20 protein-coding genes are annotated in these 24,616 nt (G+C 41.1%); 10 read left to right on the forward strand and 10 right to left on the reverse strand.

The window, feature by feature from the left end; all coding sequences use genetic code 11:
• Positions 1-96: 96 nt before the first annotated feature.
• From L5B90_RS04030 to L5B90_RS04040, 3 genes are all read left to right on the forward strand, one after another.
• Positions 97-924: a class II glutamine amidotransferase gene (locus L5B90_RS04030; RefSeq protein ID WP_250350791.1), complete on the forward strand. Its 828-nt coding sequence runs from the start codon at positions 97-99 to the stop codon at positions 922-924.
• Between the two features lie 386 nt (positions 925-1,310).
• On the forward strand, positions 1,311-2,552 hold the full coding sequence (locus tag L5B90_RS04035) for a serine/threonine transporter (protein ID WP_265762207.1): 1,242 nt from the start codon (positions 1,311-1,313) through the stop codon (positions 2,550-2,552).
• Between the two features lie 75 nt (positions 2,553-2,627).
• Positions 2,628-3,992 carry an L-serine ammonia-lyase gene (locus L5B90_RS04040; protein WP_265762208.1) on the forward strand — a complete coding sequence of 455 codons (1,365 nt, stop codon included), beginning with the start codon at positions 2,628-2,630 and terminating at the stop codon, positions 3,990-3,992.
• Positions 3,993-4,050: 58 nt separating this feature from the next.
• Here L5B90_RS04040 and dnaE read toward each other — a convergent pair whose 3' ends face one another.
• The 10 genes from dnaE to nrfA all read right to left on the reverse strand — a co-directional run bounded on the left by dnaE (position 4,051) and on the right by nrfA (position 16,704).
• Positions 4,051-7,527, reverse strand: coding sequence for a DNA polymerase III subunit alpha (gene dnaE, locus L5B90_RS04045; RefSeq protein WP_265762209.1), 3,477 nt, complete (start codon positions 7,525-7,527; stop codon positions 4,051-4,053).
• A gap of 119 nt (positions 7,528-7,646) precedes the next feature.
• Positions 7,647-8,846 (reverse strand): NAD(P)/FAD-dependent oxidoreductase, encoded by a 1,200-nt coding sequence (locus L5B90_RS04050; protein WP_265762210.1) that lies wholly within the window; start codon positions 8,844-8,846, stop codon positions 7,647-7,649.
• A gap of 3 nt (positions 8,847-8,849) precedes the next feature.
• Entirely contained in the window at positions 8,850-9,707 is an 858-nt protein-coding gene (locus L5B90_RS04055) for a tetratricopeptide repeat protein (protein ID WP_265762211.1), read from the reverse strand.
• Entirely contained in the window at positions 9,704-10,174 is a 471-nt protein-coding gene (gene nrfF, locus L5B90_RS04060) for a heme lyase NrfEFG subunit NrfF (RefSeq protein ID WP_265762213.1), read from the reverse strand. The genes L5B90_RS04055 and nrfF overlap by 4 nt, the downstream gene beginning before the upstream one ends.
• Complete coding sequence (locus L5B90_RS04065; protein WP_265762214.1) at positions 10,171-10,752, reverse strand: DsbE family thiol:disulfide interchange protein; 582 nt, start codon at positions 10,750-10,752, stop codon at positions 10,171-10,173. Before L5B90_RS04065 ends, nrfF begins: the two co-directional genes overlap by 4 nt.
• The gene (gene nrfE, locus L5B90_RS04070) at positions 10,745-12,664 is read right to left on the reverse strand and encodes a heme lyase NrfEFG subunit NrfE (protein ID WP_250364539.1); all 1,920 of its coding nucleotides are present in this window, start codon (positions 12,662-12,664) and stop codon (positions 10,745-10,747) included. The genes L5B90_RS04065 and nrfE overlap by 8 nt, the downstream gene beginning before the upstream one ends.
• A gap of 252 nt (positions 12,665-12,916) precedes the next feature.
• Positions 12,917-13,879, reverse strand: a complete 963-nt coding sequence (gene nrfD / locus L5B90_RS04075; protein WP_250364195.1) for a cytochrome c nitrite reductase subunit NrfD — start codon at positions 13,877-13,879, stop codon at positions 12,917-12,919.
• Complete coding sequence (gene nrfC / locus L5B90_RS04080; protein ID WP_265762215.1) at positions 13,876-14,553, reverse strand: cytochrome c nitrite reductase Fe-S protein; 678 nt, start codon at positions 14,551-14,553, stop codon at positions 13,876-13,878. The genes nrfD and nrfC overlap by 4 nt, the downstream gene beginning before the upstream one ends.
• Positions 14,550-15,173, reverse strand: a complete 624-nt coding sequence (gene nrfB / locus L5B90_RS04085; protein ID WP_250350801.1) for a cytochrome c nitrite reductase pentaheme subunit — start codon at positions 15,171-15,173, stop codon at positions 14,550-14,552. The genes nrfC and nrfB overlap by 4 nt, the downstream gene beginning before the upstream one ends.
• A 73-nt stretch (positions 15,174-15,246) precedes the next feature.
• Complete coding sequence (gene nrfA, locus L5B90_RS04090) at positions 15,247-16,704, reverse strand: ammonia-forming nitrite reductase cytochrome c552 subunit (protein ID WP_250351596.1); 1,458 nt, start codon at positions 16,702-16,704, stop codon at positions 15,247-15,249.
• Positions 16,705-17,201: 497 nt separating this feature from the next.
• Between nrfA and rhlB the strand changes: the two genes are divergently transcribed.
• The 7 genes from rhlB (at position 17,202) to L5B90_RS04125 (ending at position 24,547) form a co-directional block, all read left to right on the forward strand.
• Positions 17,202-18,449: an ATP-dependent RNA helicase RhlB gene (gene rhlB, locus L5B90_RS04095; protein ID WP_250364193.1), complete on the forward strand. Its 1,248-nt coding sequence runs from the start codon at positions 17,202-17,204 to the stop codon at positions 18,447-18,449.
• Positions 18,450-18,599: 150 nt separating this feature from the next.
• Positions 18,600-18,911 (forward strand): ribosome silencing factor, encoded by a 312-nt coding sequence (gene rsfS, locus L5B90_RS04100; RefSeq protein ID WP_250350803.1) that lies wholly within the window; start codon positions 18,600-18,602, stop codon positions 18,909-18,911.
• Positions 18,912-19,379: a 23S rRNA (pseudouridine(1915)-N(3))-methyltransferase RlmH gene (rlmH, locus tag L5B90_RS04105; RefSeq protein WP_017805627.1), complete on the forward strand. Its 468-nt coding sequence runs from the start codon at positions 18,912-18,914 to the stop codon at positions 19,377-19,379. It begins immediately after the preceding gene.
• Positions 19,380-19,382: 3 nt separating this feature from the next.
• On the forward strand, positions 19,383-21,320 hold the full coding sequence (gene mrdA, locus L5B90_RS04110) for a penicillin-binding protein 2 (protein ID WP_250364192.1): 1,938 nt from the start codon (positions 19,383-19,385) through the stop codon (positions 21,318-21,320).
• Positions 21,320-22,435, forward strand: a complete 1,116-nt coding sequence (rodA, locus tag L5B90_RS04115) for a rod shape-determining protein RodA (RefSeq protein WP_265762216.1) — start codon at positions 21,320-21,322, stop codon at positions 22,433-22,435. Before mrdA ends, rodA begins: the two co-directional genes overlap by 1 nt.
• Positions 22,436-22,493: 58 nt before the next feature.
• The gene (locus L5B90_RS04120) at positions 22,494-23,330 is read left to right on the forward strand and encodes a septal ring lytic transglycosylase RlpA family protein (protein WP_265762217.1); all 837 of its coding nucleotides are present in this window, start codon (positions 22,494-22,496) and stop codon (positions 23,328-23,330) included.
• A 29-nt stretch (positions 23,331-23,359) separates the two neighbouring features.
• Positions 23,360-24,547, forward strand: a complete 1,188-nt coding sequence (locus L5B90_RS04125) for a serine hydrolase (RefSeq protein ID WP_250351597.1) — start codon at positions 23,360-23,362, stop codon at positions 24,545-24,547.
• The last annotated feature ends 69 nt before the right edge of the window (positions 24,548-24,616 follow it).

A 24,616-nucleotide genomic window follows, 5' to 3' on the forward strand; every position in this document is an offset into this window, starting at 1 on the left:
GTGATATGCGCCTTTGATCTAAAAGTGCGGTTGAATTTTTGTTCGTTTTTTTGTTAAATCAAATTTATAAGATAAAAAGTCGTTTAAGGTTTAGTTATGTGTCAGCTATTAGGAATGAATTGCAATACCCCAACGGATATTGTGTTTTCTTTTGAAGGGTTTCGCCGTCGCGCAGGGCTTACCGATAGCCATTCAGATGGTTTTGGTATTGCCTTTTTTGAAGGCAAGGGCGTTCGCATTTTCCGCGATAACCAAGCAGGGCATAGTTCCCCCATTGCAGATTGTGTAAAACAATACCACATCAAATCGTTCAACGTCATTGCACACATCCGTAAAGCCACGCAAGGGGCGGTAACGATTGAAAATACACACCCATTTATTCGTGAAATTTGGGGCGAAAACTGGGTATTTGCACACAACGGTAATCTGACCCAATTACCTGATATGTCAGAAAATTTCTGCCAACCTATTGGCTCAACAGATTCAGAAGCCGCCTTCTGTTATATGGCTGAACAGTTAAAAAATCGCTTTCGCAAAAAGCCCACCGAAGAACAGATTTTCCAAGTAATTCAAGAAATTAGTAAAGAATTGGCACAAGGCGGCACATTTAATTTCATTCTTTCAAACGGCGAATGGATGATTGCTCACTGCTCTACCAATTTGCATTACCTCACCCGTAAAGCGCCTTTTGGTACAGCACAACGTATTGATGATGACGGGGTGATCGACTTTCGCCAACATACCACAGAAAAAGATAAAGTTACCATCATTACTACCTTTCCGCTGACTAAAAATGAGACCTGGACAAAAATGGAACACGGTGGTTTTGTGTTTTTCAAAGATGGCGATAAAGTTTACGAAGTCCTTGGCACCCCAAGGGAAGCTATTGATGATGGCACATTAGGCAATGCGAAAGCCGCCTGATCACACTCTCGTTAGAAGCACTTTTATTGTGCCATTAAAAGTGCTTTTTGATTTAACTATGTCCAACCTTTTTCTGTTATTGTTCGGATTATTCCATAAAACGAAACTGCTTTAATTTTTGGTAACCCATTATCAATAAAGATAAAATACTCAATTTTGTTTTTTGTCGAAATAAAACAGTGCGAAATCGAAAGTATAAAAAGATAAAATGTTAAAAAGACGTAAACATTTCTCTATTTTCTAACCAATTATTCAAGAAAAAATCGATCATTATCACAAATCACACCTTTTATCCTGTTTCATATCCGCAATCGCTATATCATCTGCGCTGGTTAGATTAGGTATTCATCATACGCTAATCCAAGTTTATATAACGGAGTTCGGCAATGCTAAAAACAACTATAACAAATAAATTCGATTTACTTTGGACATTAAATTTATTCGGTACGGCAGTGGGAGCTGGCGTACTGTTTTTGCCCATTAATGCAGGAATGGGCGGATTTTGGCCGTTAATTGCGATTATGCTATTAGTTGGGCCGATGACTTATTTTTCACACCGTGCGTTATCTCGTTTTGTGTTGTCATCTTCCAAACCGGGGAGCGATATTACCGAAGTGGTGGAAGAGCATTTTGGGCAGGGGGCAGGAAAAATCATCACATTACTTTACTTTTTCGCGATTTTCCCTATTTTATTGATTTATGGCAATGGCATTACCAATACAGTGGAATCCTTTATAATCAATCAGTTAGGATTAAACGCGCCAAACCGAATCCTACTTTCTTTCGTGTTGATTGCCAGCCTGATTTCAGTGATGCTGATGAGCGAAAAAATAATGTTAAAAATGACCGAGTTGTTGGTGTATCCCCTTGTATTTATTTTATTTTCTCTTTCCATTTATTTAATTCCTCAATGGAATACCGCAATGCTGCACCAAATGCCCGATGCAGCCAGCTTCATTGGCACGCTTTGGATCACCATTCCTGTATTAGTGTTTTCTTTTAATCATTCCCCGGCCATTTCTTGCTTTTCTCAATCGCAACAACGGGAATACCAATCACCAGAGCTGACCGAACGCCACGCAAGCCGAGCATTAAAAAACACCTCAACCTTACTGTTATTTTTTGTTATGTTTTTCGTCTTTAGCTGTGTGCTAACCCTGACTCCTGAAGATTTAGTCCAAGCGAAAGCACAAAATATCAGTATTCTTTCCTTTTTAGCCAATAAGTTTGATAACCCTTATATCTCTTACTTTGGGCCTTTAGTGGCATTCCTTGCCATTACCAGCTCTTTCTTTGGTCATTATTTAGGTGCGAGAGAAGGCATTCAGGGGCTGTATCTGAAATTTTCAGGCAAACAAGGCATTACAAATCGAAAAAAATTGAATTTTTTCACCGCACTTTTCTTTTTATTGACGCTATGGGCGGTGGCAATTATCAATCCAAGCATTCTTGGCTTAATTGAATCTATTGGCGGACCAATTATCGCCGCTATTCTCTTTTTAATGCCAATGTATGCGGTTCGTAAAGTGCCTGCGATGGCACGTTATCAAGGCTATGCTAGCAATGTTTTCGTTACCGTGATGGGAATGATTGCAATCTCAGCAGTGGTGTATGGATTATTTTATTAATTAAGATAGAATACGCACCTTTTATAATAATAACCTTAAGCAGGGCGAAATGCCCTGCCAGACTTCGAGAAAACGATGATTAGTGTTTTTGATATGTTTAAAATCGGCATTGGACCTTCTAGCTCTCATACCGTTGGGCCAATGAAAGCGGGTAAGCAATTTGTCGATGATTTAGTGGTGAAAAATTTACTCACCAAGGTAACCCAAGTTAAAGTCGATGTTTATGGCTCACTTTCAATGACAGGGCGTGGGCATAATACCGATATTGCCATTATTATGGGCTTAGCAGGCTATTTACCGCACGATGTGGATATTGATTTAATTCCTAAATTTATTTCTGATGTAAAAAGCACCGCACTTTTGCCATTAGCGCAAGGGCAGCAAGTGGCGAAGTTTGATTATGAAAGCGATATGGTCTTTCATCAAACCTTTCTGCCTTTACACGAAAACGGAATGACGCTGTCCGCCTATGAAAATGACAACTTGCTTTATCAGCAAACCTATTATTCTATTGGCGGCGGATTTATTGTTGATGAAGCCCATTTCAATCAGCAGGAAGAAGCCGACATCAGCGTGCCTTTCCCTTATCAAAGTGCGGCAGATATTTTGCATCATTGCAAAGAAAATGGTTTAGCCTTATCGAGCGTGATGTTACAAAATGAAATTGCCTTACACGGAAAAGAAGCCACGCAAACGCACCTAAAACGCATTTGGCAAACGATGAAAGAATGTATCGAACACGGCTTGGCTACGGAAGGGTTATTACCCGGCCCGCTTAAAGTGGTTCGCCGTGCGGCGACTTTACATCGTTTACTGCAATCCAACAATGGGCTTTCCAACGATCCAATGAAAGTGATCGATTGGGTCAATATGTATGCGCTTGCGGTTAATGAAGAAAATGCCGCAGGCGGACGTGTGGTTACTGCGCCAACCAACGGTGCTTGCGGTATTGTGCCTGCGGTGCTGTCTTATTATGAAAAATTCATTTCGCCAATTACCGATGAAATTGTGGAACGCTATTTGCTTGCTTGCGGAATGATCGGCTCACTTTACAAAATGAATGCGTCCATTTCAGGGGCAGAAGTGGGCTGTCAAGGCGAAGTGGGGGTGGCTTGCTCAATGGCAGCGGCTGGCTTAACAGAAATTTTGGGCGGTAGCCCTGAACAAGTTTGTATGGCCGCTGAAATTGCGATGGAACATAATCTGGGGCTGACTTGCGATCCTGTGGGCGGTCAAGTGCAAGTGCCTTGCATTGAACGCAACGCCATAGCCTCCGTCAAAGCCATTAACGCTAGCCGAATGGCATTGCAACGCACCTCTAACCCACGCGTGAGCTTGGATAAAGTGATCGAAACAATGTACGAAACTGGCAAAGATATGAACGCCAAATACCGCGAAACCTCGCAAGGTGGTTTGGCAATCAAAGTGGTTTGCACCTAAAATTTGCAGCAAAAAAATAAGGCGGTTTGTTCCGCCTTATTTTATTTTTATATTTCAATTATTTAAACTCAATTTCCACCGCACTTTCCCCGAGCATTTCCACTAGCGTATTAATCAATTCATCACTTGGATTCACTGACCACTGCACGCCAAGTTTCACTAACGCGCGTCCTTGTGGGCTTTGGTAATAAATATTAATGGGTAACGCACCGCCACTATATGGGCTAAGGGTATCTTTAAATTGCTTAATAAAATGTGGCGAAAGCTGTTCTTGCGTTAAGCAAATTGCCAGACTTTTGGCGTAACGACTGCGTGCTTCTTCAAGGGTCATTAATTCTCGCACGGACATTTTTAAGCCTTGCGAAAAATCATCAAAACTCACTTGCCCTGAAGCAATTACAATGGTGTCTTTCTGCAATTTTTCACCAAAACGATCGAGGCTTTCACCGAATAACGTGAGATCTAAACGCCCCGAGCGGTCATCTAAGGTGGCAATGCCTAAGCGGTTGCCTTTTTTTGTTATCGCTACCCGAGAACTCACGACCAAGCCACAAGTGGTGCTGATTTGTCCTCGATAATTTGGTACAAGATCTTTTAATCTTGTCGAGCTGTAATGGGCAATTTCCTTTAAATAAGGACTAATCGGGTGACTACTTAAATACAGTCCAAGGGTTTCTCGTTCACCATCTAAAATTTGTTTTTCGCTCCAACGTGGTGTTTTCGCATAAGCCTGCTCTACTTCTTCTGGCGTTTCTGTTAGTACGCCAAACATATCCGCCTGTCCTATCGCCTCATTTTTGGCATATTGATCTGAGGCTTTTAAGGCATCTTCTAAATTTTTTGCTAGCGCTGCACGATGTGGACCTAATTTATCGAATGCCCCTGACATTATGAGGCTTTCAAAGGTGCGACGGTTGATTTTCTTTAAATCCACTCTAGCACAAAGATCAAATAAATCTTTGAAAATACCACCTTGTTCACGGGCAGCAATTAAGGCTTCAATCGGCCCTTCTCCCACACCTTTGATTGCCCCAATACCATAGACGATTTCCCCATTATCATTCACGCTGAAATGATGTTTTCCTGTATTAATATCTGGTGGGGTAACCTTTAAGCCCATACGCAAACATTCATCGTATAGCCCAACGATTTTTTCGGTGTTATCCATTTCAGACGTCATTACGGCTGCCATAAATTCTGCGGGATAATGCGCTTTTAGCCATAATGTTTGGTAAGAAACCAAGGCATAAGCTGCGGAGTGCGATTTATTAAATCCGTAACCTGCAAATTTTTCTACTAAATCGAAAATTTTCATTGCAAGGTTACCGTCAATCCCGTTTTTAATTGCCCCTTCTTCAAATACAGAGCGTTGTTTTGCCATTTCTTCGGGTTTCTTTTTCCCCATTGCCCGACGTAATAAATCTGCCCCACCAAGGGTGTAACCTGCCAGCACCTGCGCAATTTGCATCACTTGTTCTTGATATAAAATGATACCGTAGGTTGGCTCTAAAATCGGTTTGAGTGAAATGTGCTGATATTCTGCATCAGGGTAAGAAATTTCCTCTTCGCCGTGTTTACGGCGAATAAAATTATCCACCATTCCTGATTGCAACGGCCCCGGACGGAACAATGCAACCAACGCAATAATATCTTCAAAACAGTCTGGTTTCAGGCGCTTAATCAAATCCTTCATTCCACGCGATTCTAGCTGGAATACCGCGGTAGTTTCTGCATTGAGTAACACTTGGAAAGATTGCGCATCATCAAGTGGGATACGATTAATATCCACTAACGGCTTGCCTTCTTTAGCCAGACGCGTATTAATCATATCCAATGCCCATTTAATAATGGTCAGCGTACGCAATCCTAAGAAGTCAAACTTCACCAGCCCGGCATATTCCACATCATTTTTATCAAAATGGGTAACTGGGTGTTTGCCTTCGCTATCACAATATAAGGGCGAAAAATCAGTAATCAGCCCCGGCGAAATCACCACGCCCCCTGCGTGTTTCCCTGCGTTACGCGTTACCCCCTCGAGCTTGCGCGCCATATCAATTAATGCTTTAACTTCTTCATCGCTTTCATAAATTTCAGGCAAACGAGGTTCTGCTTCAAAGGCTTTGGCTAAGGTCATTCCCGGATCAGGCGGCACTAATTTAGAAATGCGATCCACAAAGCTGTAAGGATGCCCCAGCACCCGTCCTACATCACGGATAACCGCTTTGGCCGCCATTGTACCAAAGGTGATAATCTGCGACACCGCACCGCGTCCATAGGTTTCCGCCACGTGTTCAATCACGCGATCTCGCCCGTCCATACAGAAATCCACGTCAAAATCGGGCATTGATACCCGTTCTGGATTTAAAAAACGCTCAAACAGCAAATCAAATTCAAGGGGATCAAGATCAGTAATTTTCAACGCATAAGCCACCAATGATCCTGCCCCAGAGCCACGCCCTGGGCCAACAGGAATATCGTTATCTTTCGACCACTGGATAAACTCCATCACGATTAAGAAGTAACCTGGGAAACCCATTTGGTTAATCACGTCTAGTTCAACTTGCAAGCGTTCGTCATATTCTTTACGTTTTTCTGCCCGTTCGTTTTCATCGGGGAATAAAAAGGCGAGACGCTCCTCCAAGCCTTCACGGGATTTTTGTACCAAATAATCTTCTGTACTAAGATCCCCGGTGGGAAATTTAGGTAAAAAATATTCCCCCAAACGAATGGTTACATTACAACGCTTAGCAATTTGTACGGTATTTGCCAGAGCGCTGGGAATATCTGCAAATAATTCACACATTTCCTGCTCAGTGCGGAAATATTGCTGATCGCTATATAATTTCGGACGTTTAGGGTCATCTAAGGTGTAGCTATCGTGAATTGCCACGCGGATCTCGTGTGCCTCAAAATCTTGCGAAGACAAAAAACATACATCATTGGTTGCCACAAGAGGGATATGATGTTTTTCAGCCAATTTTAAGGCGGCTTGGATATAACGCTCTTCTTCAGGGCGACCTGTACGGCAAAGGCTTAAATAAAAATGATTGGGAAAAAATTCTTGATAAAAATGCACCGCACTTTCTATATCAGCCGGGTTATTCTTCAACAATTTTTTTCCAATATCACCATTGCGTCCGCCAGAAAGAATAATTAAGCCTTCGCGGTGTTCCACTAGCCATTGTTGATCGATATAAGGTAAATCCGTGTAACCTCGTTCATAAGCTTTGGATAATAATAAGGTAATATTATGATAGCCCGTATTATTTTTGGCGAGTAACGTCAGCTCAAAGTGTTCATCTCCAAGCAAATCACTTTTCACTAATACATCAGCACCCACAATAGGTTTTATACCTGAAGATAATGCTTCTCCATAAAAACGGACTAAACCACAAAAATTGGTGAAATCTGTCAATGCCATTGCCACCATTTCGTTTTCCACGCAGGCTTTGACTAATGGTTTGACTTTAGCAATACCGTTAATCATTGAAAAATCGCTATGCACACGCAAATGTACGAAACGCGGTTCTGACATAAAAAATCCTTGTTATTGTTGCCGTTGATTAGATGAAAAGGGAAATTAGCCTGCCATTTTAACGAGATTTTCACTCGGATCAAATCTCTTTTTGCAGGCAATCAAAATGGGAAATGGGCTTATAAACGAGCAATATGGCTGGCACAAGCGTAAGCTGAACTCCACGCCCATTGAAAGTTATAGCCACCAAGCCAGCCTGTTACATCTAGCACTTCGCCGATAAAATACAATCCTTTGACTTTCGTACTTTCCATTGTTTTTGATGAAATTTCGTGCGTATCTACCCCACCCATTGTAACCTCTGCCGTGCGATAACCTTCTGTACCATTAGGGAAAATTTGCCAGTGATGAATAACATTATCTAACTGTTCCAACTGCCCTTTGGTTAAATTCGCCAATGTTTCTATTGGAATGCTCTCTCTGGTTTGCCAAAGCTCTACCAATTTATTTGGCAAAATACGTGATAATGCGGTTTTTAACTGCAACTTCGGCGAAGTTTGGCGTAATTCAAGTAAATAATCACCAATAGATTGGTTGGGTAATAGATCAACTTCTACCCATTCATTGGGCTGCCAATAGTTAGAAATTTGTAAAATCGCCGGCCCCGAAATACCACGATGAGTAAATAACAATTGGTTGATAAAAGATTGCCCATTTTCTGCACTGACTCGAACAGGCAAAGAAACGCCGGCAAGTGCGGTGTAAAATTGTTCTGTTTCTCGCCAACGAAACGGTACAAGGGAAGCTCGCGGTGAGATCACTGCCAATCCAAACTGTTCAGCAATTTGATAACCTAATGGCGATGCACCTAAAGCTGGCATTGAAAGCCCTCCCGTTGCCACGACCAGCTGATTACAATACCAAGTTTGCCCATTGGCTTGCACAGTAAAACCGCCTTTTTCTGACTTAGAAACTTGCTCAATGTGCTGGCGTAGCTGAATATTAACCTGATATTTCTTACATTCTGCGAGTAACAAATCCACAATCTGTTGTGAACTTTCATCACAAAACAATTGCCCGAGTTCTTTTTCGTGATAAGCAATGCCGTATTCTGCGACTAAAGCGATAAAATCCCATTGAGTAAAACGAGCCAATGCAGATTTAACAAAATGTGGATTGTGCGAAAGATAATGCTGTGGCGTAACCTCTAAATTAGTGAAATTACAAAATCCACCGCCTGACATTAAAATTTTCCGCCCCGCTTTTTTACCGCTATCAAGAACTGTTACCTGTTTACCTTGTTTACCAAGTTGTCCAGCACAAAATAGCCCTGCTGCACCTGCGCCAAGAATTAGCGTATCAGAAACCCATTGTGTCATTCTTTACTTTGCTCCATTTTTGGCGTTTTGTAGCATTTCTGCCATTTGCATACGTTGAATGATCGTGCGACGATCGATTCCCGATTTATCCGAATCCAACAGACGTTGCCAAAGTGCAATCGCATTGGAATAATCCGTTTTCATAAAGGATTCTCCCGCTAATAACGATAAACTTGATGCCTCTTTCGGATCTTGCTGTAAGGCTTGATCAAGCATTGCCTGCACTTGTGGGGTGATTTTTTGCCCTGCCTGTTGATACAACGCATTCGCGGCTAGACCTAAAATAGCCGGTTTACCGCCCGTTAAACGATCGGCATAAGAATAAGCCAGCAGTGCATTATCAAATTCATTATTTTGCATATAAGCCTGCCCTAATTCGATCCAAGCCTCACTGTTATTAGAGTTTTGCCGCAAGCGCTGCTGAATTTTTTCCACATAGGATTCATTTTTTTGTCCCGTAGGTTGTTCCGTAAAAGGGGCGGTTAAGGGATCTACAAACGGTTGTTTAGCCTGCACTTGCTGTTGATATTGCAGTTCAGTAGAAAAGCGATCAAGGGAAAAATAATAGCCTATCGGCAAGCCAATCAATAATAAATTTAATCCCACAAAATAAGGGCGTGCTTTTGTCTTGGAAGAAATAACAAAGTGCGGTTGTTTTTCTCGCTGTTTTTCATCATCAAGTAGCCGTTGGGCAAATTCTTGTAACAATTCTGGATCAAGCTTACCTTTTGTTTGTTGCTGATAAAGGGCAATATTTTGCTGTTGGCGATAATTTTTCTGCCAATTTATTCTTTGTCCTAAAGGTAACCAAAGCCCAAGACTAATCAATAATAAAAGGGTAACACCGATAAAAAAAGTCATTCTGATTTATCCGTTTTTGCTAATAAATGCTTTAGTGCGTCCTGTTGCTCTGTACTGAATGCTACACTTTGCTGTGATTGTTTCACACGCAACATTCGCCACATAGCTACTGCGCCAAACAGTAACAATAAGAATGGTAACCCCCATAGTAAAGCGGTAGTGGATTTTACGGGGGGATTATAACGAACAAAATCACCAAAGCGATTTGTCATCGTTTCAATAATTTGCTCATTACTCTTACCTGCTTCCACCATTTTATAAACTTCAATACGCAAATCATAGGCAATAGGGGAATTGGATTCCACCAAGTTTTGATTTTGACATTGTGGGCAACGCAAGGATTTCGCCAGTGCGACAGCTCTTGTGCGTTCCTCGGGGTGAGAGAATTCAAAGGTATCTACCATTTCTGCCTGAGCCAGCGGAAGGATTGTAACCAGTGTGATAATTGCAAACCACCATTTCTTCATTCTTTACCTTCCTTTTGACTCATCGCTTGTAAAGATAAGTGCGGTGCATTTTGTACGAATTTTTGCCATAAAGGCTGAAATTCTTTCTGCCAAATTTGCTTATTCAATGGCCCTGAATAGCGATAACGAATAATACCGTTCGCATCGACGAAATACGTTTCTGGCGCGCCATCTACGCCTAATTTCATTGCTAGCAAGCCTTTGCTATCATCAATAATAAGATGAAAAGGATTGCCCATTTCTCGTAACATTAATAACGCATTTTGCCGTTTATCACGATAATTTAATCCCACAATCGGCACACCTTGCTTTTGCAAATCCATCAAAAAAGCGTGTTCTTGCTTACAATAAGTACACCAACTCCCCCACACATTAATCAAATAAACCTCACTCGGCAAGGAATGATTATTCACGTTGGTTGCAGAATCGAATAAGTCAGGTTGATAAAATTCAGGCACGGGTTTGCCAATTAAAGCAGAAGCAATTTTTTTCGGATCATTTTGCAGTCCTAATAATAGCAAGCCACATAGTGCAATAATCAATAATAAGGGCAGAAAAACAAGTGCTTTTCTATTCATCTTTTGCTCTCCTTGTTCTCAAACCAAAGGCGGCTAATAATGCGCCAAAAGCCATTAATGTTGCCCCAATCCATAACCAGCGAACAAAGGGCTTATAATGCAAACGGAAAGAAAATTCACCTGCGCCCAGTTTATCGCCCATCACGATATAAATATCGCCGAGCAAACTCCAATATAATCCTACTTCGGACATATTCATTGTCCGCACATCATAATAACGACGTTCGGGATAAAGTGCGGTGATTTTTTTGCCTGCTTTTTTAATCTCAAATTGTGCCACTTCACTGGTATAATTCGCCCCTAATTCATTACGGAAACCAAGGTACGTAAATTCATAGCCATTGAGCATTTGGCTTTGTTGCGGTGCTAGGCGTACCCCAATTTCGCTGGCAAAATAGCTCGACATTGTTGCACCAATCACGCTGAGTGCTAACCCACAATGCGCAATCACCATTGCCCAATGGGTTAAAGACAAAGCTCGCCCCCCGCTCCAAAGGGTAACACTTAGCAACCAAAGCGCTAAACTGATTAATGCAAAAGGTAAAAATTGAAAATGTAACGTTTCATCATTTTGAATGGTGAATGCGATCATAATATAAGCAAGACCACAAGCGGGGATCAGCAGTAAAACATTACGAGACAACAGTCTGCGGTGAATTTTTTTCCAAAATGCGCTCATTACAATAATCATCGCCAGCAAAGCCAGCACAATCAGGGGCAAGAAAATCGTATTAAAATAAGGTGCGCCAACAGAGATCGATCCCCACCCCATTGTGCTAAACAGCATAGGGTAAAACGTGCCTAAAAATACGCTTGCCGTTGCCACTGCCAGTAAAATATTCGCAATAAGCATTAGGCTTTCTTTAGAAAAAAGAGAAAAACGCACCGCACTATTTTCACTTGGACGCACATTAACTTTAAGCGCAAATAAGGTCAGTGAACAGGTTGTCAGTAAGAAAAACAGCATTAACAGTGCCATTCCTCGTTCACTATCCATCGCAAAGGCGTGTACAGAGGTGAGTACACCAGAACGCACAATAAAGGTGCCTAATAAGCTAAATGCAAAAGCAAAAAGCGAGAATAAAATCGTCCAATAATGGAAAATGCCACGCTGTTCGCTCACCGATAAACTATGCAATAGCCCTAGCCCGAGTAACCACGGCATTAATGAGGCATTTTCTACGGGATCCCAGAACCACCAACCGCCCCAGCCAAGTTCATAATATGCCCACCACGCCCCTAACATTATCCCTAAAGTCAAAAAGAACCAAGAAAGTAACACCCAAGGGCGTGTCCAGCGAGCAATTGCGGCATCAAAATGCCCACTTAATAAGGTGGCAAGGGTAAGAGCAAAATTCACCGCAAAACCTACATAGCCAAAATAAAGCAATGGAGGATGAAAAATCAGCCCCACATCTTGCAACATTGGATTAAGATCACGCCCTTCCAATGGGCTAGGCAACAGGCGCTCAAAGGGATTTGAGAAAAAAACAATAAAGAGTGCGAAACCAAAACAAAGTAAACCAAGAATAGACAGGGTTCGGCTCGCAATAATGGGATCAATGTTGCGACTAAAAAAGGCAAACGCCATTGTCCATAAGCCTAAAGAAAAAAGCCAAAACAGCATTGAGCCTTCGTGTCCACCCCAAGTGGCGGCAATTTTGAAAAATAACGGCAATGCGGAATTAGAATGGGCTGCAACATATTGTAGTGAGAAATCATCAACCGTAAAACAATAAGCAAGCCCGAGCAAAGAAAGGATAGTAAAAATCCCAAAGAGATAACTCAGATTCCACGCAGAGGTGATAAGGCGCGGATTCCCCTGTTTAATCCCAATATGCGGCACGATCGCCAACAGTAATGCGGAAACAAGAGCAAAAAGTAAAGCAAGAAAAGCAAGTTCAGGGATCATCGTCATATTAGCTGATTAATTTATCCTGTATTTTAGAGAAAATATGCCGTAATGTCATTGCGTGATGTGGTGAAATCATCTAAATACTTTCTATATCCTACCGGTGGTAAAAAAGTGTAAAAAATGCGCCGCACTTTAATTTTTCCCTCATTTTTCCTTTTCATTTTTCGGATAAGGGATTACCGTAAAATCCACATCACATTAAAACAAAGGCGAACACCTTGGTTCGCCTGATAATGATTAATTGGCTTTTTATGCTAAGGTCATTTGTCCTGCGTATAAAATAAAGTAACGCAAGCAAAGCACCCCGATTAAGCCAAGCCCCGCGACAATCAACATAAAGCCCTTTTGGTGCTTAAGTTTTTCACCTGCAACGGCGTTTAATAGAAGCGGTAATACAATCCCGATGCCGACCACGCCGATCCAGAAGACGTTCGCCCAGAAGCCCCCTGAAAGTGCGGTGTGAAATGCCACCGTTTTTTGCCCACCACCTAAATATAATCCAAAGAAGAAGGCGAAAAGTAAAAAGGCTTCAATGAGTACCACGGGCTGCTCAAATTTGTGTAAGAATGCCAAGCCTTTAGAATGAGGGTTTTCTTTGGTGCATAAAATGGTAAAGAAAATCAATGCAGCAATCCCTGATGAAGTCCCTGATGCAAGGAATAGCACTGGTAATACAGGATTATTTAGCATTGGATAACTCACTAATGCAGAAAGTAAGAACCCTGTATATGCCCCTAATGCTACGCTAAGCAACAAGGTAATAATCTCGATCCCATTGGTGAATTTTGCTGCAAGATCGATGATTTTCTCCGTAAGATTAGTGAGTTTCGGCACAAAGCGTTTCACTAAGCTAAGCACTAAGGACTTAAAGATAATCGCTAACCATAAGACCAAGAACAACATATAGACTTGGAACAACATCACCCCAGCAGACATAATTGATGTGTGGTGATAATTGAACATTAAGTACCAAAATGTCCAAGGTTTGGTTAAGTGGAAAATCAATAATAATAAGCCAATGGTAATGCTTATTGGTGCAAGTAACGCATTTACCTTCAAGATATGACTTTCTTCAGGATGTTCCCCAGCCAATCCTGCACGTTTTAGCAATACGGCAAGCATTGTCGCCCCTGCGGAAATCCCTAATAAAAAGAGATAAATCGCAATCGGCCCGTCCCATACTAAAGATGGGAAATGAAATGGACTGTTCATCGTCTGATCTCCCCTGCTCTAGCTGGAACGTGGTAAAGATTTGGATCTGTACCTAATTCAACTTTTGTACGATAGGTTTGTTTTTCTTTCAGTTTCAAAGAAATTTCACTTTGCGGATCGTTGGTATCCCCAAAGGTTAGGGCTTTGGTTGGGCAAGCCTCTACACAAGCAGGCTGTTTGCCTTTGGCTAAATTCGTATCACGGCAGAAATTACATTTATCTGCTGATTTATACACAGGGTGAATAAAACGAACACGATACGGACATACCGCGATACAGTATTGGCAGCCAACGCAGAGATCTTTATTGACATCAACAATACCTGTGGACGCATCAATATAAGACGCCCCTGTTGGGCATACTGCAACACAAGGTGCATTGCTACAATGCTGGCAAGAATGACGGAAAAATTCATATTTCACGTCAGGGAATTCACCATAAGGTTCGCTACGAATAATTTCTAAACGTGAAACGCCTTCTGGCACTTGGTTAGTTTCACGACACGCATCCATACAAGCGGTACAACCAATGCAAGCCGTTTCATCGTGTAACATTGCATAACGAATTGGCTTTTCTTCTGCCTTATCTTGTGCGACTGACTTAATTGTTGTTCCTGTCATTAGGATCAAAGCTCCCATACCAGAAACAAAATTACGGCGTGAGCAAGTTGTCATTTGTTATCCTTTTGTTTGCTAGTCGGGTCAAGATCTTTTAGGGCTTTGCGTTTTTGTTGTTCTCCGTGACAATCCACGCAAAGTTTAACACGTTGTTTTTTCTCAATACCTTTCATTGCATCTTTTTCTGGGTGCAAGGTATGGCAGGCGGCACAAGGCAATTTCATTGCGTGAACATCGTGCGCCCAAAGTTTTTCGCGTAATTTTTCAGGGCGATGGCAAGAGAAACACACTTGATTTTGTTCTTGCACTGAGTACATCGGTTGTTTGTCAGAGAAAATATCGCTTTCAAAACGCATCACGTCTTTCACACCACGACGGTGATTTTCAGAAATATTACCGTGGCAGCTCACACAAGTAATCGGTTTCCCTGTGCTTGGATTGGTTTTAGATAAGTGTGTGCCGTGAAATTTACCAAAATGTAAATCACCACCAGATTGTTCATCATTAGCATCTAGTTTATGACATTTTGCACAATACTCATTGGGATTACGCTGATTCTCTAACGTAGGTTGATAACTTAATTCAGCGTTTTTAGTATTAGCTTGAGTGGGTAAAGCAAAGATCGTTATCGCAAGCAAGGCACTGAGCTTAACCACTTTCTTTAATACAGCATTCATTTCCTATTACCTCAAATTTTGGTTCAAAATAGACCGCACTTTGATCTCGCGTAAAGTGCGGTTGCTTTTTCGCTTATTTTGCTGGAGGTGCTTTTTCCATTAAGCCTTTATCCAGTGCTTCTTTATTCCATTGAGGAATCACTTCTTTGAGGAATTTATCTTTTGCCGCACGCTCTTTTTCAATATCAATACCCATTGCTTTCCACGCATTCTCTGCATTTGAAATATCAGGATAATTGATCGGTTGTTTCACTCCGTGCTTGGTTAAAATGACGGCAAGTTTAGTTCTTGCATCAGCAATTTGATCTAACCCTGTTGCGATGGTTTTTAAAATAACATCTGGGGCGTGAATATGCCCACCGTGTCCTGCTGCTGAGTAATCCCAACGCCATTGTGCGTGACGAATATCTTGCAATGCAGGTTTCATTTCTTCTTCTGTCGCACCAGCTTCCCAAGCGGCTTTTGCTTCAAAGTGCGCTTTCACAATTTGGTCTTCAAGTTTAATCATTACATCTTTGATATCTTTTTTATGACCTGCCACCACTTTTGTTAAGGTTTCTTTACTTTGATCGTGGCAGTTTGCACAGGTGTTTTCAAAAGAATCAAGCGGATTGCCAATTTTGTGGTCAGTGTAAACTTTACCATCAGCTCCTTGGACTTTTGGCATATGGCAATCCACACAGGTTACGCCATTTTTACCGTGTGTACCTTGTAACCAAGTTTCATAATCTGGGTGCTGTGCTTTTAGCATAGGCGCTTTAGAAATAGAATGGATCCAATCATAGAATTCAATGCTATCGTAGTATTTTTCCATACTATCTACATCCACCCCTTTCATCCAAGGGAACACCACATTATTCACCACTTTTTTATCAAAATAATATTCAACGTGGCAATTTGCACAAATTGCCCCACGTTTATCCGTTTTATCTAAATGAGCGAAATCTTTACCTATGGTATCTAAAGCACGTAAAACGTGTGGGCGAGCAATACGCAATGCTGGTTTCCCTTCCGCAAACTCTTTTGAAGTCGTATCGTGGCAATCCGCACACCCAATTGGATTCACAATCTCATTTCCTGCTTTCGCCCATTTTCCATTGAAATAACCTTCTTCTCCCCATTCAGCAATTAAACGTGGCACATCTGGCCCTTTACAAGTCCAGCACGCCATTGGCTGTGGCCCACTATTTGCATCAAAAGGTGCGCCTGTACGTAAAATATTACGCACATCTGTAACGGTATAAAAATGCCCACGAGGTTTGTTATATTCTTTAGAAAAAGCATAACCGCCCCACATAACAATCATTCTAGGGTCAACCTCAATGGCAGGAACAATTTCCGTAGATTCAGCCGTATTAGCCCAACCTTGGTATTGTTTCGGATATTTTTCTGCAAATTTTTCACTGATTGTCTCAATCTTCAAATCAGGGTTGGGTTTTGCTAATTCCTCACGTGTTGCGGCACGCTTTTCTGCAGCACTGTTATCTGTTGCGATTGCAGACTGCGCAACCACTAAAGTCAATCCAGCCATTGCCAGAGAAGCTAACGTTTTTCTGAAAATGTTCACGATAATTACTCCATTACATTGATCAATGCGGTGTTATGAAAATTGACATAACAAAATGATAATTTTTCTCATTAAAACAATATGATAATGAATTAAGAGAAAGCTTTTCACGCTTAAAAATAACAAATTCATTCTCATTTTTCAGCGCTATTTTGCCATTCTTTGCGTTTGATCAATGTTTTTCCCAAGAATAACTATTTGGAGTTATTTTTGCTACATAAAAATAACTCCAAATAGTTATCAAACTCTATATAATTCGCTTTCTATAAGCATAAAGAGGTAATTTAATCTTGCTACAAAATCAGATAAAAAATGCTAAAAAACAGCCAGCAAATGCTACATTTTTAATCAGGATAAGATTTGTTTTTCTTTTATTTAAACCGCCGCGCCAAACAAGCATCTTGGGAATTTTTCCCCTTCGTGCTATGCTTACAACAATTTTTTATCACTTAAGATAACTTATGCAAAATAATCATTTAACTCAGCAACGTTTTGCTGATCTTCCCTTAAACCCAACGGTACGTCATTGTTTAGAAAAAAATGGGTTTGAATACTGTACACCAATCCAAGCGCTTTCTTTACCCATCACCCTTGCAGGGCGTGATGTTGCGGGACAAGCACAAACAGGAACGGGTAAAACAATGGCGTTTCTAACCGCCACTTTTCATCATTTATTAAGCGTGAATTCCCAGCATAACGCCACACAACCACGCGCATTAATTTTAGCCCCTACCCGTGAGCTTGCTGTGCAAATTAGCAATGATGGTGCGGCACTTTCACAAGCCACAGGGCTAAAAATGGGGCTGGCTTATGGTGGCGATGGCTATGACAAGCAACTAAAAGCCATTGAGCAAGGGATTGATATTTTAATCGGGACAACAGGGCGTGTGATTGATTATGTCAAACAAGGAATCATTCGTTTAAATGACATTGAAGTGGTGGTACTTGATGAAGCGGATCGAATGTTTGACCTTGGTTTTATCAAGGATATTCGCTACTTATTACGTAAATGCCCACCGCCAGCTGAACGTTTAACGATGCTCTTTTCTGCCACGCTTTCTTATAAAGTGCGTGAGTTAGCATTTGAAGATATGAATGATCCTGAATATGTTGAAGTTGAACCTTTACAAAAAACGGGACACCGTATTAAAGAAGAACTCTTTTACCCTTCTAATCAAGACAAGATGGCATTATTGATGACCTTATTGGAGGAAGAGTGGCCTGAGCGTTGCATTATTTTTGCCAATACAAAACATCGTTGTGAAGAAATTTGGGGCTATTTAGCCGCAGATGGGCACCGTGTTGGTTTGCTTACGGGCGATGTTGCTCAGAAAAAACGTCTTGCCTTATTGCAACAATTTACCGAAGGGAAATTAGACATTTTAGTGGCGACTGATGTTGCTGCTCGTGGCTTGCATATTCCTGATGTGACGCACGTGTTCAACTATGATTTACCGGATGATCGTGAAGATTACGTGCATCGTATTGGACGTACGGGACGGGCTGGTGAAAGCGGGGTTTCCATCAGTTTTGCCTGTGAGGAATATGCGATGAATTTACCTGCCATCGAAGAATATATTGGTCATTCTATTCCTGTGAGCCAATATGATCCACAAGCACTACTCAGCGATTTACCCAAACCTTATCGTAAACGGACTGGGCAAAACCATTATCAAAATAATAAACGCAGTTTTAAAAAGCGTTATTAATCTCAGAAAAATCGTCAAAATACCACCGCACTTTGATAAACAGTATATAAACAAAAATAAAGTGCGGTGATTTTTTCTATTATTTCTGCCTTATCTCGTGATAGAATTTGCCGATTTTTAACAAACAAATTTAGTCAATATAAATTGCGTATGACAACATTAGTAGATTTTTTAATTAACAAATTAGATGATTTAAAAGCCGTGGATATTTTGCATTTAGATGTACAAGGCAAATCAAGTGTAACGGATAATATGATTATTTGCACGGGAACCTCAAGTCGCCATATTAGTGCTTTGGCGCAAAAACTCATTGATGAGAGTAAACAAGCGGGTTTTGAATCTTTTGGTGAAGAGGGCAAGGCTACTGCCGATTGGGTGGTGGTCGATTTTGGACAAGCGATGGTTCATATTATGCAAGCAGACAGCCGTGAGCTGTATCAATTAGAGAAACTTTGGGGATAAATGAAAATCCAATTAATTGCGGTAGGCACAAAAATGCCGGCTTGGGTAACCACAGGGTTTGAGGAATATCAACGCCGTTTTCCGAAAGATATGCCTTTTGAGCTAATTGAGATCCCAGCAGGAAAACGGGGTAAAAATGCGGATATTAAACGCATTTTAGAGCAAGAAGGTAAAGCGATGCTCGCCGCTTGTGGACGCAATAAAATTGTCACTTTAGACATTCCCGGCAAGCCTTGGACAACCGAACAACTGGCGCAACAACTAGAAGGCTGGAAAAACGATGGACGAGATTTATGCCTATTGATCGGCGGGCCAGAAGGGTTATCGCCAGAATGTAAAGCTGCCGCAGAGCAAAGCTGGTCGCTTTCCCCTTTAACTTTACCTCACCCCTTAGTGCGTGTGGTGGTCGCTGAAAGTTTGTATCGCGCTTGGTCAATTACGACCAATCACCCTTATCATCGAGAGTAATCAATGGATTTAAAGAAATTGCTTTCTCAGCCCACAATGGAGCCGATCCGCGATAAAAAAGCGGAACGTAATCTCTTTATCCGTCGTGCTTTGGTCTCTTTTTTAGGCGTGCTTGGGCTGTCTGCAATTTTGCTCACCAATTTATATCATCTGCAAGTTATCAATTATGATACCTATCAGACCCGTTCTAATGGCAACCGTATCAAATTATTACCGTTGCCGCCAACACGGGGATTAATTTACGATCGTTATGGCAAATTGTTAGCCGAAAACCTGACTTTTTTTGGCTTATATATCGTGCCAGAAAAAGTAGAAAATTTAGACCGCACTTTTGAACAGCTCAAGCCAATAGTTGGCTTGAATGAAGATGATATTGCTGATTTTAAAAAAGAGCGTCGTCGTTCTTCTCGCTATACATCCATTCTGCTCAAACCTGATCTCACTGAAGAACAGATCGCACGTTTTGCAGTAAACCAGCATCAATTCCCAAGTTTATCTGTAAAACCTTACTTTAAGCGTCATTATTTATATGGCGAACCCCTCACGCATATTTTGGGTTATGTGGCAAAAATTAATGATAAAGATGTAGAACGCCTAAAAAAAGAAGAGAAATACGCCAATTATGCTGGCTCTCACAATATCGGCAAACTTGGTATCGAACGCTATTATGAAGAACAATTACACGGCGAAGTAGGCTTTGAAGAAGTGGAAATCAATAACCGTGGTAAAGTGATTCGTAAATTGCGTGAGCAACCTGCAGTGGCGGGGAAAAGCATTCATCTCACCATTGATTTGGAATTACAACGTTATATCACGGATCTGCTGTCTGGATATAAGGGCGCTGTTGTTGTGTTAGATCCAAAAGATAGCAGCATTTTAGCGATGGTTTCTACGCCAAGCTATGATAATAATTTATTTGTCGATGGCATTTCGGGCAAGGATTATAAACGCCTGCTTGAAGATCCAACACGCCCACTTTATAGTCGTGTTACACAAGGGGCTTATCCGCCGGCTTCCACCGTAAAACCTTTTATTGCTGTCGCGGGTTTGCAAGAAAATGTCATTACACCAAGTACCACGGTATTTGATCCGGGCTATTGGATGTTGCCTAATAGCACCAAACGCTTCCGCGATTGGAAAAAATCCGGTCACGGCTACACCGATCTCAACAAGGCAATTACTGAATCTTCTGATACCTATTTTTATCAGCTCGCTTACAATATGGGCATTGATAAACTTTCCGGTTGGATGAAAGCCTTTGGCTTTGGGATGCCAACAGGGATTGATATTCGTGAAGAAACCTCGGCGATTATGCCCTCTCGTGAATGGAAACAAAAACGTTATAAAAAGCCTTGGCTGCAAGGCGATACCATTTCCGTCGGCATTGGGCAAGGTTATTGGACAGCAACACCATTGCAAGTGGCAAAAGCACTCGCCATCTTAATTAATAATGGTAAGGTAAATACACCGCACTTAATGAAAGGGGTAGAAGGCTCTTTTTTTGAGCCTTATAAAGATCCCTTGTTATATCCTGATATTGACGCAAATGAGAGTTATTGGGCGCAAGCAAAACGCGGTATGTATAACGTGATTAATGCAAGCAATGGGACGGGGCGTAAGGCATTTGTAGGGACGAACTATCACGTTGCTGGGAAATCAGGCACCGCACAGGTTTTTAGCTTAAAAGAAAATCAAACCTATAATGCGAAATCCCTTAGTAAAGAATTACACGATCACGCGTGGTTCATCGGTTATGCGCCTTATGAAAAACCTCAAATGGTTGTGGCTGTTATTTTAGAAAATGCTGGGGGGGGCGGTAGCAACGCTGGTCCTGTGGTAAGAAAGATTATGGATTATTATCTTAATCAACGTCTTCCGCAAGTCAGTCAAATGGAAAATAAACAGAACGCCCCCCAACCCCAGCAAGAGGAAACAAAATAATGAGTGAAAAGAAAATCTGGCTCAACTTGTGGCAACGTTTGCACATTGATTTCTGGCTATTTATCGGTCTGGTTATTATTTCAGCCTATGGGCTATTAGTGCTATACAGTGCTTCTGGCGGCAATGAAATAATGTTCCGTAACCGCATCATTCAAGTTGTCTTGGGCTTTGTGGTAATGTTTGTGATGGCACAATTTTCTCCACGCTTTTATCAAGGGATTGCCCCTTATTTATTTGGTATTGGTATTGTGTTACTGATTTTGGTAGATTTGGTAGGAACAACCAGTAAAGGCGCACAACGTTGGTTAGATCTCGGCTTGTTCCGTTTTCAACCCTCCGAAATTGTTAAACTTGCTGTGCCATTAATGGTGGCGGTCTATTTGGGACAACGCCCACTTCCACCAACATTAAAACACACATTTATCGCCTTATTTATTATTATTGTGCCTACTCTATTAGTGGCTATTCAGCCCGATTTAGGCACCTCTATTTTGGTCAGTGCCTCTGGTATTTTTGTTGTATTTCTTGCTGGAATGAGTTGGTGGCTGATTTTAATTGCGGCCATTGGGCTGGCTGGTTTTATTCCCATAATGTGGTTTTATCTTATGCACGATTATCAACGGACAAGGGTACTAACCTTGCTTGATCCTGAAAAAGATCCCCTTGGTGCGGGTTATCATATTTTGCAGTCGAAAATAGCCATTGGATCAGGTGGAATTTGGGGAAAAGGTTGGATGCAAGGGACACAGTCGCAGTTAGAATTTCTTCCTGAACCTCATACGGATTTTATCTTTGCAGTATTGAGTGAAGAACACGGAATGATTGGTTTTGCTATTTTGATGTGCCTATATTTATTTATTGTAGCAAGAGGCTTAGTGATTGGCGTAGAAGCGCAAAATGCTTTCGGGCGTACTCTTGTTGGGGCATTAACGCTGATCTTTTTTGTTTATGTTTTTGTCAATATCGGTATGGTCAGTGGCATTTTACCTGTCGTCGGTGTGCCGCTACCATTAATAAGCTATGGTGGAACGTCTTTTGTCACCTTAATGGCAGGGTTCGGTTTAATTATGTCCATTCATAGCCATAAAGAACATTTTTTTAGGGGAACTAAATAAGAATTTGTTGTTCTTAACCTGTATTCCATCAAAATTTCGATTAAAGTGAATAACCAAAATGAAATTAATACCAGTAATTAGACTCAGTATGGCGTTTTTACTCCTATTAGCGAATGTAAATGGCTATGCTGAAACGCAAAAATTGTATGGGGTAAAAGGCCCTAACCTGATCCACCAAAAAATGGCGGATAAAACCTATACCTATGTGGTAAATGGCGTCAGTCATACCACCAAACATCCTAGTACAGCAAAACATTATTCCAAAACAGGGGGCGCAAGTTACTACCACCAAAAATTTTCAGGGCGTAAAACCTCTAATGGGGAATATTATGATCCTAATCGTTATACCGCAGCACATAAGACCTTACCGCTAAACTCTTACGCGTTAGTAACCAATTTACGTAATGGCAGAAAAGTGATCGTAAAAATTAACGATCGAGGCCCTTTTGTAAAAGGAAGAATTATCGATCTTTCCCGTGTTGCGGCAAAAGAACTCGGGATTATTCATCGCGGTGTCGGACAGGTTCGTGTTGAAGCGTTACACGTTAGCGCGAAAGGAAAAATTCTTGGTGCGGGAACCCATACCCTTGCTAAAATGGCGAAAACACCCGAGGCTAAAAAACGTTTAGACCTATCGCCGAAACAAAGTGCGGTGCTTTCTGAGACAAATTTTTCAGGTTATCACGTAAAAATGCTAAACTTAACCTATAAACAAGCGATACAAATGGTGAAACAAGCAAAACGCTTAAAAGTCAAAACCAAAATTAGTTCAAATAAACAATCGCACAGTATTTTATTTGGACCATTCAAAACTAAAAGCGAAGCGCAACAATTAAAAGCTAAACTACATAAATTGAATGGAACAAAACCACTGATTATTTATCACCAAAAATAAATTTAACTCTATTTAGGACGTAATGAATGATGTTTAAATCTATGCTAAAAAAAACAAAAGTAGCACTTATCACCGCCACATTATGCGCGAGCCAAAATCTCTTCGCCGAAGAGATTCAATATGGCATTGCAGCGCCACAGCTCAATGCGCAAACCTATATTTTGATGGATTATAATTCTGGTGCGGTGTTAGCGGCATTGAATCCAGATCAACGTCAATATCCTGCTTCCCTCACAAAAATGATGACAAGCTATGTGGTTGGCGATGCCTTAAAACAAGGAAAAATTCATAATAACGATATTGTGACTATCGGTGAAAGTGCGTGGGGGAAAAATTTCCCCGGCTCATCAAAAATGTTCTTAAATTTAAATCAACAGGTTTCTGTGGCTGACTTAAATAAAGGCATTATTGTGGTCTCAGGTAATGATGCTTGTGTGGCAATGGCGGAACACGTTTCAGGATCTACACAGAATTTTATTAATGCGATGAATAACTATGTGGAACAGTTTGGCTTGAAAAACACCCATTTCACCACCGTACACGGTTTAGATGATGAAAATCAATATTCTTCAGCGCGTGATATGGCATTAATTGGCGCGCATATCATTCGTGATTTACCTGAAGAATACAAAATCTATGCGGAAAAAGAATTTACCTTCAATAAAATCCGCCAGCCAAATCGCAATGGCTTATTGTGGGATAAAACATTACACGTGGATGGTATGAAAACAGGGCATACCGACAAAGCAGGCTATAACCTTGTGGCTTCGGCATTAGGCAACGGCAATATGCGTTTAATTTCTGTTGTAATGGGCGTACCAACTTACAAAGGCCGTGAAATTGAAAGCAAAAAATTATTACAGTGGGGATTTGCTAACTTTGAAACCTTTAAAACATTAGAGGCCAACCAAGCTGTTTCCGAGCAAAGCGTTTATTATGGCGATAATAGCAAAGTGCAACTTGGCGTCTTGCAAGATCAATTTATCACCTTGCCAAAAGGTCGCCAAGCGGAAGTGAAAGCCCGTTATGATTTAGATAAAAAATACCTTGAAGCCCCATTAGCAAAAGGGCAAGTTGTGGGAAAAATCACCTATCAGCTTGATGGTAAAGATATTGCCAAAGTGGATTTACAAGTAATGAATAACGTAGAAGAAGGCGGTTTCTTTGGCAAAATCTGGGATTGGTTAGTGCTAACCGTGAAAAGTTTATTTAGCTAAACTTGAAATTCACAAAATCTTCCCAATCTAAAAGCTCAAATGACCGCACTAAACAAAGTGCGGTCTAAA

It is taken from the genome of Avibacterium sp. 20-129, assembly GCF_026226845.1.
Classification (GTDB): Bacteria; Pseudomonadota; Gammaproteobacteria; order Enterobacterales; family Pasteurellaceae; genus Avibacterium.